The organism is Prescottella agglutinans, from assembly GCF_004011865.1.
Lineage (GTDB): Bacteria > Actinomycetota > Actinomycetes > Mycobacteriales > Mycobacteriaceae > Prescottella > Prescottella agglutinans.
Genome location: NZ_RKLP01000008.1, coordinates 180,645 through 194,728 on the forward strand (window position 1 = coordinate 180,645; position 14,084 = coordinate 194,728).

At 69.5% G+C, this 14,084-nt stretch carries 13 protein-coding genes; 9 read left to right on the plus strand and 4 right to left on the minus strand.

The genetic code is table 11. The features are described 5' to 3' along the window. Nucleotide 1 precedes the first annotated feature (1 nt). From EGT67_RS16450 to EGT67_RS16485, 8 genes are read left to right on the plus strand one after another with little or no spacing between them, the layout of a single operon-like run. Nucleotides 2–1,198: an MCE family protein gene (locus tag EGT67_RS16450; RefSeq protein ID WP_241566069.1), complete on the plus strand. Its 1,197-nt coding sequence runs from the start codon at nt 2–4 to the stop codon at nt 1,196–1,198. After that, nucleotides 1,195–2,244, plus strand: a complete 1,050-nt coding sequence (locus EGT67_RS16455; protein ID WP_127917155.1) for an MCE family protein — start codon at nt 1,195–1,197, stop codon at nt 2,242–2,244. Before EGT67_RS16450 ends, EGT67_RS16455 begins: the two co-directional genes overlap by 4 nt. Continuing rightward, a complete protein-coding gene (locus tag EGT67_RS16460; RefSeq protein ID WP_127917156.1) occupies nt 2,244–3,311 on the plus strand; it encodes an MCE family protein in 1,068 nt (355 codons plus the stop codon). Before EGT67_RS16455 ends, EGT67_RS16460 begins: the two co-directional genes overlap by 1 nt. Next, a complete protein-coding gene (locus EGT67_RS16465) occupies nt 3,308–4,429 on the plus strand; it encodes an MCE family protein (protein ID WP_127917157.1) in 1,122 nt (373 codons plus the stop codon). Before EGT67_RS16460 ends, EGT67_RS16465 begins: the two co-directional genes overlap by 4 nt. Further along, nucleotides 4,429–5,463, plus strand: coding sequence for an MCE family protein (locus EGT67_RS16470; protein ID WP_127917158.1), 1,035 nt, complete (start codon nt 4,429–4,431; stop codon nt 5,461–5,463). Before EGT67_RS16465 ends, EGT67_RS16470 begins: the two co-directional genes overlap by 1 nt. Continuing rightward, a complete protein-coding gene (locus EGT67_RS16475) occupies nt 5,460–6,680 on the plus strand; it encodes an MlaD family protein (protein WP_127917159.1) in 1,221 nt (406 codons plus the stop codon). Before EGT67_RS16470 ends, EGT67_RS16475 begins: the two co-directional genes overlap by 4 nt. Next, entirely contained in the window at nt 6,667–7,254 is a 588-nt protein-coding gene (locus tag EGT67_RS16480) for a VirB8 family type IV secretion system protein (protein ID WP_241566070.1), read from the plus strand. The genes EGT67_RS16475 and EGT67_RS16480 overlap by 14 nt, the downstream gene beginning before the upstream one ends. 38 nt (nt 7,255–7,292) lie before the next feature. Next, on the plus strand, nt 7,293–8,195 hold the full coding sequence (locus EGT67_RS16485) for an oxygenase MpaB family protein (RefSeq protein ID WP_127917160.1): 903 nt from the start codon (nt 7,293–7,295) through the stop codon (nt 8,193–8,195). Between the two features lie 201 nt (nt 8,196–8,396). Here EGT67_RS16485 and EGT67_RS16490 read toward each other — a convergent pair whose 3' ends face one another. From EGT67_RS16490 to EGT67_RS16505, 4 genes are all read right to left on the minus strand, one after another. Further along, nucleotides 8,397–9,341, minus strand: coding sequence for an alpha/beta hydrolase (locus EGT67_RS16490; protein WP_241566071.1), 945 nt, complete (start codon nt 9,339–9,341; stop codon nt 8,397–8,399). A gap of 139 nt (nt 9,342–9,480) precedes the next feature. Continuing rightward, a complete protein-coding gene (locus EGT67_RS16495; protein WP_127917162.1) occupies nt 9,481–10,194 on the minus strand; it encodes a type 1 glutamine amidotransferase in 714 nt (237 codons plus the stop codon). Further along, entirely contained in the window at nt 10,187–11,425 is a 1,239-nt protein-coding gene (locus EGT67_RS16500) for a Mur ligase family protein (RefSeq protein WP_421958144.1), read from the minus strand. Before EGT67_RS16500 ends, EGT67_RS16495 begins: the two co-directional genes overlap by 8 nt. A gap of 147 nt (nt 11,426–11,572) precedes the next feature. After that, a complete protein-coding gene (locus EGT67_RS16505; RefSeq protein WP_127917164.1) occupies nt 11,573–11,953 on the minus strand; it encodes an SHOCT domain-containing protein in 381 nt (126 codons plus the stop codon). A gap of 173 nt (nt 11,954–12,126) precedes the next feature. Between EGT67_RS16505 and EGT67_RS16510 the strand changes: the two genes are divergently transcribed. Then, nucleotides 12,127–14,019 (plus strand): alkyl/aryl-sulfatase, encoded by a 1,893-nt coding sequence (locus EGT67_RS16510; protein ID WP_127917165.1) that lies wholly within the window; start codon nt 12,127–12,129, stop codon nt 14,017–14,019. Nucleotides 14,020–14,084 lie beyond the last annotated feature (65 nt).

Below are 14,084 nucleotides of genomic sequence, written 5' to 3' on the forward strand. Positions count from 1 at the left end.
CGTGGCCCGCCGCACCGGCCCCGGTCAGGCCGCCTTCGCGGCGCGCGGGGCGGTCGCGGTGCTGGTGGCCCTCGTCGCCGGTGCCGCGATGGTCATGCGCGGCACCGGACAACTGCAACGCGACCCCGAGGTGGTGGTCGGTGTCCCGGCCACGGCCGGCCTCGTCAGCGGCGAGGCGCCCGTGCGGTACAGCGGCGTCAACGTGGGACGCATCTCGGGCATCGACTCGGGCATCGAATCGTCCCGGGTGCGGTTGCAGATCGATTCCGACGCCATCGGGTCGATCCCGGCCTCGGTCGTGGTGCGGGTGGTACCCCGAACTTTCTTCGGCGACATCTACATCCAACTCGTCGATGCTTCCCCCGGCGCCGCCGGCGGGCCCCTGGCCGACGGCGCCGAACTGCGCATCGACACCGGCCCGGACGCGGTGGCGCTCTACGCCGTCTACACCCGGCTCGTGGACGTGCTCGACCGCATGCAGCCGCAGAAGACGCAGGTGGCGCTGTCGGCGTTGGCGCAGGCGCTGGACGGGCGCGGCGCGACGGTCGGGCGGATCATCGACCGGTTGGACGCGGCGTCGCCGAACCTGACTCCGGCCGTGCAGTCGCTGCTCGAGGCCACCCCCGACTTCCGGACCGTGCTGCAGGCCCTGGACGCCGCCACCCCGGACGTCGTCGCCACGTTGGCCGCCGCCACCGCTGTGTCGCGAACCGTGGTGGAGAACCGGGACGCGGTCGTCGACACCAGCGGTGCCGCAGCCGGATTCGCCTCCGTCCTCGCCGGATTCGCGGGCGAGCAGCGGGACCGGATCATCACCGTGCTCGACGCGTCCGGCACCGTCCTCGCCACCACGGCCGCCGACCCCGACGGCCTGGCCGACACCCTCGACCGGGCGCGGACGTTCGGCGCCGCCGGCGCCCGCGTGTTCGCGACCGGGCACTTCGACATCGTCGCGGTCCCCACCTTCGACGACCCACTGCCGTACGGCGCCGCGGACTGCCCCGGCTACGGCGATCTCCCCGGTGCGTGCGGCCCCAGCGCCGTCGACGGGGGACCGCAAGAACAGCAGGCGTTGGACGTGCTCCGGGACCGATTGCTCGGGGACGCGACCGGCCCGGACGATCGTGCCGAGCCGAATCCGTTGGCGCCGGTGATGCTCGGACCGCTGGTGCGCGGCACGGAGGTGCGGGTGCGATGACGATCGGATGGGTGCCGCTCGCGAAGGCCGCCGGGTTCTGCGTCGCCGGCGTCGTGTGCGGGTTGCTGGTCGCGAACACGCTGTCGGTACCGGTTCGCGGCGCCACCGACAACTACACCGTCGAGTTCACCGACGTCGAGGGACTCAACCCCGGGAACCCGGTGACGATGGCGGGGGTGCGGATCGGGCGCGTCGACGCGATCGACTTCGCGGACGCGGGCGGTGGGACGAGCAAGGCCGTCGTGCAGATCGAGGTGTCGTCCCATTACACCCTCGACCGCGACGTGACCGCCGCCGTCCGCTACGGCGACATGCTCGGTGCGCGGTACCTCGCGCTCGCCCCGCCCGAGGGGGCGGCCGCGCAACCGGTCGCGATGGGGGAGCGCGGGAATGCACTGCCGCCCGGCGGTGTGATCCCGCTCGACCGCACCACCCCGCCGGTCGACCTCACCGCCCTCATGAACGGCTTCGCGCCGCTGTTCGACGCCCTCGACCCCGGCAAGGTCAACACGCTCACCCGCACCTTCGTGGAGACCTTCGACGGGCGCGGCGCGGCCGTGTCCACGCTCGTCGACCGGATCGGTGCGCTCACCACCGATCTGGCGGACCGCCGTGGGGTGTTCGAACAACTGGTGGCGAACATGACCGGGCTGCTGGGGTCGGTGAACCAGCGGCGACCGCAGCTCGAGGAGCTCATCGGCGGGCTCCGCGACCTGACCTCGTCGGTGGCGGCGAGCAACGACGACTTGGCCGCCGTGCTGGACGGCGGTGACCGCGCGGTCGCGGCGTTGGCCTCCTCCCTCACACGGTCCCAGGGAGCCTTCGGCGACTCGGTGACAGGGCTGAAGGACGTCACCGACCAGTGGATCGCGGACACCGACGCGTTCGACCGGTTCGTCGCCGCGATGCCGCAGTTCGCTGACGGGATCAACCGGATCAGCAGCTACGGCGGTTTCGTGAACCTGTACCTGTGCAACTTCGTGCTGAAGGTCGGTGACGTCGAGGCGAACATCTTCGGGACCACCCATTCGGAGGTGTGCAGCTGATGTTCCTCGTCAGAACCGTCGACGTCGTGGTCGGAATGTGGCTGTTCCTGTTCCGCGGCGAGCGCCGTCCCGGCTCGGCCCCGCCGCTGGCCCTCGGGACGCTGGGCATCGCGGCGCTGGTGCTCGGCCTGGCCGCGGCCCTCGGGGTCCCCAAGGTCTGGTATCTGGCGCGGACCGCCCCGTACACCGCCGAACTCGCGAACGCGAGCGGGCTGTCCGGCGGCGATCCGGTGTACGTCGCGGGCGTTCCGGCCGGGCGGGTCGAGGGCATCGACCTCGCGGGTGACCATGTGCGCGTGGCGTTCCGGTTGGACGACGGCCAGCCGCTCGGGAACCGGACCACCGCTACCGTGCGGCTGAAGACCGTGCTGGGCAAGCGATACCTCGAGGTGGTGCCGGCCGGCGTCGTCGAGCGGGACCCACCGGACGGAGCGTCGCCCGACGTCATCCCGCTGTCGCGCACCACCGTTCCCTACAGCCTCGACGACGTGAGCCGGGACGCCGCCGGCGCCGCGCAGCAGATCGACGCCGAGTCGTTGGAGGCGATGATGACGACGCTGTCGCAGGTGATGCCCGACGATCCCGCGCAGCTCGCCAAGGCGCTCACGGGCATCACCGGAGCGTCGGCCGCCGTCGCCCGGAACGCAGAGCAGATCGACCAGCTCCTCACGTTGTCGCGATCGCTGTCGGATCTGGCTGTCCGGCAGCAGGAATCGCTGGCCACGACCCTCTCGAACGCGCAGACCGTCGTCCGCACCCTCGCGGTGCGCAGGCAGGTGCTCACCCGACTCGTGGAGAACCTGCGGACGGTGCTGGCGACGACGGCGACGTCGCTCACCGAACACGAGCAGGAGCTCTCGCAGCTGACGAGCAACCTCGTGGCGGTCACGAACACACTGCAGCAGAACACGGCCGACATCGATCGCATCCTGACGCGTCTGCCACCGGCGTTGCGTTCCGCGACCGACGCGACCGGCAACGGGAACTGGACCGACGTCACCGCGCCGGCGGCCGTCGTCCCCGACAACATGCTGTGCGTGCTCGGCGTGATGCAGGGGTGCCGATGAGCGCCCGGTCCGCGGTCCGGCGTCGCCGCCTCGGCCGGGTCGCGCTCGCGACCGTCCTGGCGGTCGCGCTCGCGTCCGGCGCCTGGTACGTGTTCGGGCGCACCGACCGCACGACCACCGTCCACGTCGACTTCGCTTACGTCAACGGCCTGTACCCGGGCAGCAAGGTCACGGTGCTCGGCGTGCCGGTCGGCACCGTCACCGCCGTGGAACCGGTCGGCACCTACGTGCGGGTGACCGCATCCGTACCCGACGAGGTGGAACTCCCGGCGGACGTGCATGCGTACGTGCTGAATCCGTCGGTCATCAGCGACCCTCATCTCGAGTTCGGTCCCGCGTACAGCGGGGGGCCGAAACTCGCGGACGGCGCCGAGATTCCGCTCGAGCGCAGCCACGCCCCGATCGACTTCGACGGCCTGATGGGCAGCCTCGACACCCTGACCGAGGCGCTCGGTCCGGGCGGCGGCGACGCCGGCGGTCTGCTCTCACAGGCGGCCTCCAGCCTGGACGGTCAGGGCGAGGATCTGAACCGGGCCGCCCGGAGCCTCAGCGCCGCAACGGGAGTGGTCGGCGCGCGCAGCGAGGACATCGGTGCGATCGTCGACAATCTCGAGTCGCTGATGGTCGAACTCGACACGCGCCAGGTGAGTATCGACCAGTTGATCTCGGACCTCGGCGCGCTCGGCGACGAATGGTCGGCGCAGGATCTCGACATCACGCGGCCGCTGCAGGACCTGAAGACAGTGTTCGATCAGATCGACCGCTTCACGACCGAGCACGGCGACGACGTCGGGGCGGTCGCCGGCAACCTGCGCACCCTCGGCGACACCCTGGCGGCGAACCAACCCGGGCTCGCCGAATTCATGGACCTCGTGCCGCTCCTGATGCAGAACCTGTCCCGCACCGTGGGCCCCGACGACCGGGGCCGGATACGGCTGAACATCTCCACCGCCCTCACCCAGTTCGCGGTGGCGCAACCGCTGTGCGCGCAGTACCCGATGCCGCTGTGCACGGGAGCCGGATTCACCAACCCGATCTCCTTTCCGATCAGCGCCTCCGACCCGTTGGGTCTCGCGACCCTGCTCTCGGGCGGCGCCGCGGCGGCAGGAGGCAACTGATGCGCCGGAGGATGGGCGGGATCGCGACGGCCGTCGGCGGCGGGCTGCTGCTCACCGGCTGCGGCGTCGGCATCCAGGACCTTCCGCTCGGTCGATCCGTGCCCGGCGACAGCTACACGGTGACGGTGCAGTTGGCGCACGCCGACGGGATCCTGATGGGGGCCGAGGTGCGCACCGGGCAGCGGGTGATCGGCCGGGTGTCGAAGCTGTCGACCGACACGGTGGGCGCGGCCGTCGACCTGAGCCTGTCGTCGTCGGCGGAACTGCCCGGCAACGTCGAGGCCGCGGTCGAGTTGCCGTCTGCGCTCGGCAGCCCGTTCGTGCGGCTGAACATCCCCCGGGAGCCGTCGGGGACGGCGTTGGCCGACGGCGACGTCATCGTCGAATCCCGCACCGAGATCGGCCCCCGGATCGAGAGCGCACTGGCCACGCTCGGGACAATCCTCACCGGCAGCGGATTCGACCAGATGCAGACCGTCATCGACGAACTCAACACCGCGTTCGCGGGCCGGTCGCAGAAGGTGCGTGGTCTGCTCGACACGATGACCGCGCTGACCGGGACGGCGACGGAGCAGCAGGACGACTTCGGCGCGGCGATCGATCTGGCGCGCAGCATCTCGGGGCAACTCGTGGAGCAGCAGGACGTGCTCGACGGGTTCCTCGACACGGTGCCGGAGGCCACGACCGTCCTGGCGCAGCAGCGGGACCGGCTCGCGTCGCTGTTGGACTCCAGCGCCCGGTTGGCGGAGCACGCCGACGTCGTGCTGTCGGCGTCCAGCCTCGACGGCATCGTCACCGACGGTGCGACCGTGGTGGAGACGTTGCGCTCGTTCAACTCCCGCATCGGGGAGACGCTGACCAACATGAACACCTTCCTCGGAAACTTCGATCGCGCAGCCAAGGGCGACTACCTGATGTTCGACGGAACCCTGGACATCCCGGCCGGTATCGAGAATCTCCTGACCGGTGGCCTGACCGCCCGGTCGGCCGAGGCGGGTTCGCTGCGGACGCTGCTGTCGGGAGGGACCGGATGAGGCGAGTCGTGCTGGTCCAGCTGATCCTGTTCGCGCTCACCGCCGCGGTCGTGATCCCGTTCGGCATCGCCTACGTGGTGGGCTCCCGGGCGTTCGGCGATCCGATCCGGTTGCACACGAACATGTCCGACGCGCTCGGCCTGACCGCGGGCACGAGCGTCACCTACCGCGGCGTCCAGGTGGGCCGGGTCGCGTCGGTGACGCTCGATGGCGGCCGGGACGGGGCGCGGATCGAGTTCGACCTCGACCCCGGCACCCGCATTCCGCGCGACAGCATCGCGAAGGTCACGATGAGCACCGCCGCCGGCATCCAGAACGTCGATATCTACCCGACCACCGGGTCCGGTCCCTATCTCGAGGACGGCGACATCCTCCCGGCGCCGCAGGATCAGCAGCCGGTCCAGATGGATCAGCTCATGGGCGACGCCGCGAAACTGTTGGGCGGCATCGACCCCGAGGCCGTCGGTACCCTCGGCACCGAACTGGGGGAGGCATTCGACGGCCTCGGCCCCGGTCTGGCGAGCATGATCGACGACGGTGACAAGCTGTCGGCCCTGCTGGAACGGCAGGCGCCGCAGCTGCGGTCGCTGTTCACCCGCACCGCGAGCCTGGTCGGGGCGATGGCAGACCAGGCCGACGCGTTCGGCCGGGGGACGGCCGCGGCGCGGACGGTCACCGGCCAACTCGACGACAACTCGCCGACGCTGGTGTACCTGTTGGACCGTTCGCCGGACGCGCTCGCCCACACCCGAGAGCTGTTCGATCGCTACCACGACACGTTCGGCGCGTTGCTGGCCAACCTGGCTACCGTCACCCCGATCATCGCCGACCGGCGTAACGCTCTGGCCGCGGGACTCGACGAGATCCCCGAGGGGCTCGGCAAGCTCGAGTCGATCGTCAAGGGGGACAGGGCCGAGTTCGCACTCGTCGGCACGCAGGGGCCGGTGTGCAACTACGACACGCAGCGCCGCGCCGTGGGGGACCTGAGTCCCACCCAGCCGAACCTCACGCTGTACTGCCCGCCCGGCCCGAACATCGCGCAGCGCGGATCACGCACGGCACCGCGACCCGACGATCTCGGGCTGCAGAACGCGACCACCCCGGGCGCGGTCATCGGTCCGCCGATGGTCCCGGACCCGGTCCTCGTCCCCACCGGGGCCGAGGCGCTCGACCAATGGAACCAACTGCTGGAGGAGCTCGGAGATGGCGAACGATAAGACCGGGATCGACACCGCCGCCGGCGCGACCGCGACCGCGACACCGCCGGTCTCGGACCCGGAGTCCCGGCCCGCCGACGTCGCACCCGCGCGCAGATCGCGATCCCGGATCGCCGCCACGGTCCTCGCGGTCCTGGTCGCCGTGCTCACGGTGCTCTCCGCGGTGCTCGGATGGCTGCTGTGGCAGCAGCATCGCACCGACTCGCTCCGCGCCGCGGCCGTCGACACCACGCGCGACTACGCGCAGACGATCGCCACGTTCGACTACCAGAACCTCGATGCCAACCGCGACAAGATCGCGGGGATGTCCACGCCGGAGTTCGCCGGCAAGTACAACGAAATGGTCGACGCCCTGAGCAAACTCGTCACCGACGGGCAGGGCACCGCCACCGCGACGGTGACGAACATCGGCGTCGAGAGCCTCGACGACTCGAGCGCCGTCGTGCTGGCGTTCGTGGACCAGGAGGCGAAGAATGTGATTGCCCCCGAGGGGAAGTCGCAGAAGTACCGAATGGTCGTCACGCTCGTCCGTGAGGACGACCGTTGGATCGTCGACAACGTCGAGACGAAGTAGCCGCCGAAACGACAACCGCCCGACCGGGAGGAGCCCCCGTGCCGACCCGATACCTGGATCTCGCCGGGTCCGAACCGCGATTGACCAACGAGCGCACGCGCATTCGGATCACGAGCGCCCCGCGCGGCGCGGATCGACACGCTCGTCTGCCCGACGCCCTCGACTTCTGGTCGTTCGCCGGAGGCGCCGCGAACGTGGTGATGCAACTGTCGTGGCCGGAAGTGGGGCACGGGGTCGCCGAGAGCAAGGTCGAATCCGGAAGTCTCGTCAAGCATCCGTGGAAACGTGCCCGCACCACCTTCACGTACCTCTCGGTGGCGATCCTGGGATCCGACGACGAGCGCCGCGCCTACCGCGAGGCTGTCGACGGCGCGCACAGGTACGTGCGCTCGGACGAGGACAGCCCGGTGGCGTACAACGCCTTCCATCGTGAGCTACAACTGTGGGTCGCGGCGTGCCTGTTCGTCGGCTTCGAGGACACGCATCAACTGCTGCACGGGCGGCTGACACCCGATCAGGCCGAGGAGTTCTATCGGTCGTCGTCGACGCTCGGCACGACTCTTCAGGTCACCGAGGACATGTGGCCGGCCACCCGCGCGGATTTCGACCGGTACTGGAACATCGCGTGCGAGCGCGTTGCGGTCGACGACACGGTCCGCGCGTACCTGACCGATCTGATCGGGTTGCGAATGGTGCGGTGGCCTCTGCGGTTTCTGTTCGGCGGCCTGCTGAGGTTCCTCACCGCCGGTTTCCTGCCGCCGTTGTTCCGCGAGCAACTCGGAATGGAATGGACCGACGACGACCAGCGCCGCTTCGAACACCTCTTCGTCTTCGTCGCGTTCGTCAACCGCATTCTCCCGCGCTTCGTCCGGCATATGCCGAGCCGAATCCTGATGCGCGATCTGCGGCGGCGGATCCGAACGGGGCGACGCCTCGTGTAACGCATCGGCCACATTCGGTCCGGCGAGGGTCACAACTCGAACAACTGCAGCTCGAGGCATTGCGGAGGGCACTTCGGCGCGTACTATCAGTAGTGCGGATCGAGTGAGTAATCGGTAACGGTGAAAGGCTCGTGAAACAGAGATGCCGCCGAGGATGTGTATGCATTCCCGGCGACACCCCTGTTTGGGGGAGTTTGCCCCTCACATCGTCTTCGTGAGCGCTCGTTTCAGGCCCAGGTGCATGTCCTCTCGCGTTCGGTCCGACACGGACACCCCGGGGAAAGCGTTGGATCCGTGGAAGGTCCCCGGCCGGTGGTGCAGTTCCACGGGAACACCGGCCCGCATCAAGCGCAGGGCGTACTCGATCGCTTCGTCGCGCAACGGATCCAGTTCGTTGGCGGCGATCCACGCCGGGGGCAGACCGGAGACATCGTCGGCGCGGGCGGCCGCCGCATGGGGCGGAGTGTCCACGGACCGGCCGCCGAGGTAGAAGTTCCACCCGAGCACCGCCTGGCCGTGGGTCCACAACGGTGTGTCGGTGAATTCGTTGACCGACGGCGTCTCCAGGCGGTCGTCGAGCATCGGGTTGTCCAACAGTTGGTAGACGAGACGGGGCCCGTTCTCGTCGCGGACCCGGAGGGCGAGCGCGGCGGCAAGTCCCGCGCCCGCGCTGACACCCCCGATGGCCAGACGCTCGGGATCCACGCCGAGTTCGTCGGCGTGCTCCGAGACCCAGGTGAGTGCGGCGAGGCAGTCGTCCAGCCCGGCCGGATAGGGGTGCTCGGGCGCCAGGCGGTACTCAACGCTGACGACGACACACCCCACGGTGGTCGCGATCTCGACGCACGTGCGTTCCGATGCCTCGATCTCGCCGAAGACGTAGCCGCCGCCGTGGAACCAGACCAACGCGCCGAGCCGCGAGAAGCTCCCGGCGGGGGTGTAGATGCGGACCGGAACCTGCGGTGCACCCGGCGGTCCCGGGACCACGCGGTCGTCCACGGTCAGGTCGTGCGGGCGGACGACGTTCGTCGCGAGTTCGGCCGCGCGGATCCGCTGTCGCTCGCGGAAGGCCACGGGGTCGGTGATGTCGACGCGGGGGAGCGTCGGTAGCAGTGTGCGCAGCTCCGGATGAATGCGGTCGATCAAGGCGCCTCCTGGGTCTCGACGAGAGCACACTCGGGGAAGTTGTGTGCTGCAACGAGATCCAGGCTAGGAAGGGCGCGAACCGGGCGGACCGCATCCTCCCACCTGGCGGGACAGCACGCGGTGGTGCCGTCCCGGGGCCTCAGCGCACCCGCAGGCGCTCGCGGCGCAGCAGGTCCACCTCGGGCAGATCCAGCGGCCGCAGTTCGTCGACCCCGAGGGCACGCTTCAGCAGCAGGTCGGCGAGTTCGGGGTTCCGGGCCAGGACCGGTCCGTGCATGTACGTGCCGATCACCGAACCCTGCGTGACGCCCTCGAGTCCGTCGCCGACACCGTTGCCCACGCCGTGTGTCACCCGGCCGACGGCCGTGGCGTCGGCGCCGAGAGTCGTTCCACCACGGTGATTCTCGAACCCCGAGAGGGGGGCGGTGAGGCCGTCGATCAGGGGCGACGTGACGACCTCGCCGATCGAGCGCGTCGCCTGCGGGGAAGTAGTGGCGTCGAGCATCGACACGCCCTCGACGCGTTCGCCGGCCGACGTCTCGTACCAGTGGCCGAGGACCTGGATCGCCGCACAGATCGCGAGGACCGGCGCGCCCCGTTCGGCGGCGCGCTGCAGCCCCGGATAGGTCTTGAGGTGCCGTGTGGCCAGGCGCTGCGCCGAGTCCTCGGCGCCGCCGAGGGTGTACAGATCGAGCGACTCGGGTACCGGATCGCTGAGGGTGATGTCGACGATCTCGGCGTCGTAGCCACGCATGCGCAGGCGCTGCCGCAGGATCAGAGCGTTGCCGCCGTCACCGTAGGTGCCCATGACGTCGGGCAGGACGAGGCCGATACGGACCGTGGACTCAGACATCGCGGCTGTTCTCCTTGGCGATTGCGGTGTTCAGGTCACGGAAGGCCGTGTAGTTCGCGAGCACCTCGACCCGGCCGGGCGGGCACGACGCGATCGCCCGCATCGGATCGTGCTCGAGCGTGTGCTCGACGCCCGCGTACGTCAACCGGACCGCGAGGTCGGTGCCGCGTTCGCCGGCCGCGACCACCTTGACGCCCTCGAAGTGTTCGAAGCGCACGTCCCACAGCCACGACAGGTCCTCGCCGTCGGGCACCTGCCCGTTGACCGCGATCACCAGGCCGTCGACGCTGTGGTCGATCATCGACAGCGCCTCCTGCCAGCCGGCCGGGTTCTTCGCCAGCAGCATGTGCACCGAGTGCGCACCCACCTGGACGGTGCTGTAGCGGCCGGCGACCTCCTCGACGATCGACGCGGCGGCGACGGCGTCCTCCGCCTTCGCGCCCATCGCGACGGCCGCGGCCACCGCCTGCGCCGCGTTGCCGCGGTTCGCCTTGCCCGGCAGCGTCAGCTTCATCGGGATCACGAGACCGTCCGGCCCGTACAAATTGTCGTCGTCGAGCCACCAGTCGGGTGTCGGGCGCGCGAAGTCCGACCCGGTGCTACGCCAGCGCGGCCCGTCCCACACGATCGGCTCGCCGGTGCGCGGGCAGCTCACGGAATCGCTCGCCCAGCCGCCGCCGGCGGCGACCCAGACCACGTTCTTGCAGTCGTACGCGACCGACGTGACCAGCACGTCGTCGCAGTTCGCGATCACGATCGCGTTCGGGTGCCGCTCGAGCCCGGCGCGCAGCTTGCGCTCGATCATGTTGATCTCACCGACCCGGTCCAGCTGGTCGCGGCTCAGGTTCAGCAGCACCACGACCTCGGGGTTCACGGCGTCGCTCACGTGCGGTACATGCAGTTCGTCCACCTCGAGGGCGGCGAGCGGGGCGTCGACGCGGGCGGAGAGCGCGGCCACGATGCCGGCGTCCATGTTGGCGCCGTCGGCCTGCGTGGCGACCTCGTCGACGGTCGCCAGCGCGGCCGCCGTCATGCGGGTGGTGGTGGACTTGCCGTTGGTGCCGGTGATGACGACGGTGCGTCGTCCTCGGCCGAGCTGCTGCATCAGTGTCGGATCGATCTTGAGGGCGATCAGGCCGCCGATCATCGAGCCCTTGCCGCGGCCGGCCTTCTGCGAGGCCCAGGCCGCCGCAGCGGCCGCGCGCAGCGCGAGACGGCCCCGCAGTGTCATCCGAGTGCTAGTTCCCACGTGCCGAGTTTTCCACAGGCGCGACGGGGACGTGTTCCGGTGCCACGCGTGCCGCTCCGGAAACGGCGATGCCGCGCCCCCGAACGGAAGCGCGGCATCACGAAGGGTGAAGCGGCAAGCGCCGGAGGGTCAGCTCGCCAGCGCCTTGGCCTTGAGCGACTCGAACTCCTGCGGCGTGATGGTGCCGGCGTCGAGCAGGACCTTGGCGTCGGCGATCTGCTCCGCACCCGACTTGCCCGCGACCTGGCGGATGTAGGACTCCTGCGCGTCCTGCATCTGCTGGGCCGCGCGGACCGAGCGCTTGGTCATGTCGTCGCCCTTGACGATCAGGTAGATCAGCGCCGTGATGAACGGAAGGATGATCAGGAAGACCACCCAGATCGCCTTGACCCAGCCGGAGCTCTTGTGGTCCCGGAACAGGTCGGTGATGATCGAGAACAGCAGCATCAGGTACGCGACGAACGCGAAGCTGACGAGAATCACCCAGAGAAAATCCCAGAAAGAGTCCATCTTCAGAGCTCCATTCACGTGTTCAGCCGAAAGTGCATCTGACTGTGACACAAACGGCGGCTCGATTGCGTCATTCGAGGCGGGTGAATTCCAAGTCGCGACGAACAATCGGCGAACGGGAGATGATTGGCGGGAACCGACCCACGTAAGTGACTTCCGATTGGGGCTTCGCGATGACGGTTCCGGCAGATGCGACACCCGAGATCGCCGCGGCCAACGCGCGGTCGGTGGTCACCCTGCCCGAAGAGGACGCAGCGGACGTCGAGCGGGGCTTCGTGGCGGCCCTGACTCCCTGCACGGTGCGGAACGCCGCCGGAACCGTCGTATGGGACAACGACTCCTATTCGTTTCTCGCCGCCGAATGCCCGCCGACGGTCGATCCGAGCCTGTGGCGGCAGAGTCGCCTCGCCGCCAAGCAGGGTCTCTTCGAGGTTTGCGACGGCATCTACCAGGTTCGCGGTCTGGACATTTCGAACATGACGATCGTCGAGGGCGACACCGGCGTCATCGTCGTCGACCCCCTCATCTCCGCCGAGACCGCCGCGGCGGCACTGGCCCTGTACCGGGAGCATCGCGGAGACCGTCCCGTGGTCGGGGTCGTCTACACCCACTCGCACGTCGATCATTTCGGTGGCGTCAAGGGCGTCACCGACGTCGAGTCGGTCGAGGCCGGTCGCTGCCCGGTGATCGCCCCCGCGGGTCTGGTGGAACACGCGGTCGCGGAGAACGTCTACGTCGGCACGGCGATGGCCCGCCGCGCCGCGTACATGTACGGGACCGCGCTGCCGCGGAACCCGCGCGGATCGGTCGGATCGGGTCTCGGTCAGGCCACGTCGACCGGAACGGTCACGCTGATCGCGCCCACGGTCTTCGTCGAACGCACGGGACACACCGAGGTGGTCGACGGCGTCCGGATCGAGTTCCAGTCGACACCGGGCACCGAGGCGCCCGCGGAGATGAACTTCCATCTCCCGGACCGGCGGGCACTGTGCATGGCGGAGAACGCAACTCACACCCTGCACAACCTGCTCACGTTGCGCGGGGCGCTGGTCCGGGATCCGCACGCCTGGGCCAAGTACCTCACCGAGGCGATCAATCGGTACGCGGCCGACTCGGACGTGTTGTTCGCGTCCCACCACTGGCCCACCTGGGGAACCGAGCGGCTCACCGAATTCCTCGCCCGGCAACGGGATCTGTACGCCTACCTGCACGACCAGACCGTGCGGCGAATGAACCAGGGCCGTACCGGGATCGAGATCGCCGAGGAGTTCGAGCTGCCGCCCGTGCTCGGGAAGTCGTGGCACGCGCGCGGCTTCTACGGTTCGGTCAGTCACAACGTCAAGGCCATCTACCAGCGCTACCTGGGGTGGTTCGACGGCAATCCGGCGCACCTGTGGGAGTACCCGCCGGTCGAGTCGGCGAAGCGCCACGTCGAGTTCATGGGTGGCTCCGCGGAGGTGCTGCGCAAGGCGCGGAAGTCTTTCGCGGAGGGCGATTTCCGATGGGTCGCTCAGGTTGTCGACTATGTCGTCTTCGCCGATCCCGACAACGTCGACGCGCGGGAGTTGCAGGCCGCCGCCCTCGAGCAGCTCGGGTACGGTGCCGAGAACGCGACCTGGCGCAACTTCTACCTCACGGGGGCGCTGGAACTGCGCAGTGGCCCGGTCGGTTCGCCGACGCGGGTCGCGGCACCCGACCTCGCGCGGGCACTGTCGGTGGAGCAACTGTTCGATGCGATCTCGCTGCGCGTCGACGGGCCCAAGGCATGGCACGCCCACATCGTGATCGACTGGGACATCAGCGACGACGGGTGCGTACACCGGATGGAACTGCGGAACGGTGTGCTCGTGCACTGGGACCTCGACGTCGACCGGCCCGTTCCGGATCCGGACGCCCGGTTCACGATTCCGCGCCGCCTGCTGTTGGGCGTGCTACTGGGCCTGGTCGACCTGCCCGAGGCGATCGCCGACGGGCGCGTCGACGCGGTGGGCGACGTGCGCAGGCTGACCGAGTTCGCCGACTATCTCGACGACCCGGATCCGGGCTTCGCGATCGTGACGCCCTGAGGAGGCATGCGTATCGAACTGTCGTAGCCGACCGATAGGTTCGTCGGGGACGGGTCGCTGACGAG

Excerpts from the sequence above, each read along its gene's own strand:
- EGT67_RS16455 (WP_127917155.1), top strand. The coding sequence starts at position 1,195 with ATGACGATCGGATGGGTGCCGCTCGCGAAGGCCGCCGGGTTCTGCGTC.
- EGT67_RS16460 (WP_127917156.1), top strand. The coding sequence starts at position 2,244 with ATGTTCCTCGTCAGAACCGTCGACGTCGTGGTCGGAATGTGGCTGTTC.
- EGT67_RS16465 (WP_127917157.1), top strand. The coding sequence starts at position 3,308 with ATGAGCGCCCGGTCCGCGGTCCGGCGTCGCCGCCTCGGCCGGGTCGCG.
- EGT67_RS16470 (WP_127917158.1), top strand. The coding sequence starts at position 4,429 with ATGCGCCGGAGGATGGGCGGGATCGCGACGGCCGTCGGCGGCGGGCTG.
- EGT67_RS16475 (WP_127917159.1), top strand. The coding sequence starts at position 5,460 with ATGAGGCGAGTCGTGCTGGTCCAGCTGATCCTGTTCGCGCTCACCGCC.
- EGT67_RS16480 (WP_241566070.1), top strand. The coding sequence starts at position 6,667 with ATGGCGAACGATAAGACCGGGATCGACACCGCCGCCGGCGCGACCGCG.
- EGT67_RS16495 (WP_127917162.1), bottom strand. The coding sequence starts at position 10,194 with ATGTCTGAGTCCACGGTCCGTATCGGCCTCGTCCTGCCCGACGTCATG.
- EGT67_RS16500 (WP_421958144.1), bottom strand. The coding sequence starts at position 11,425 with ATGACACTGCGGGGCCGTCTCGCGCTGCGCGCGGCCGCTGCGGCGGCC.
- EGT67_RS16505 (WP_127917164.1), bottom strand. The coding sequence starts at position 11,953 with ATGGACTCTTTCTGGGATTTTCTCTGGGTGATTCTCGTCAGCTTCGCG.
- EGT67_RS16510 (WP_127917165.1), top strand. The coding sequence starts at position 12,127 with ATGACGGTTCCGGCAGATGCGACACCCGAGATCGCCGCGGCCAACGCG.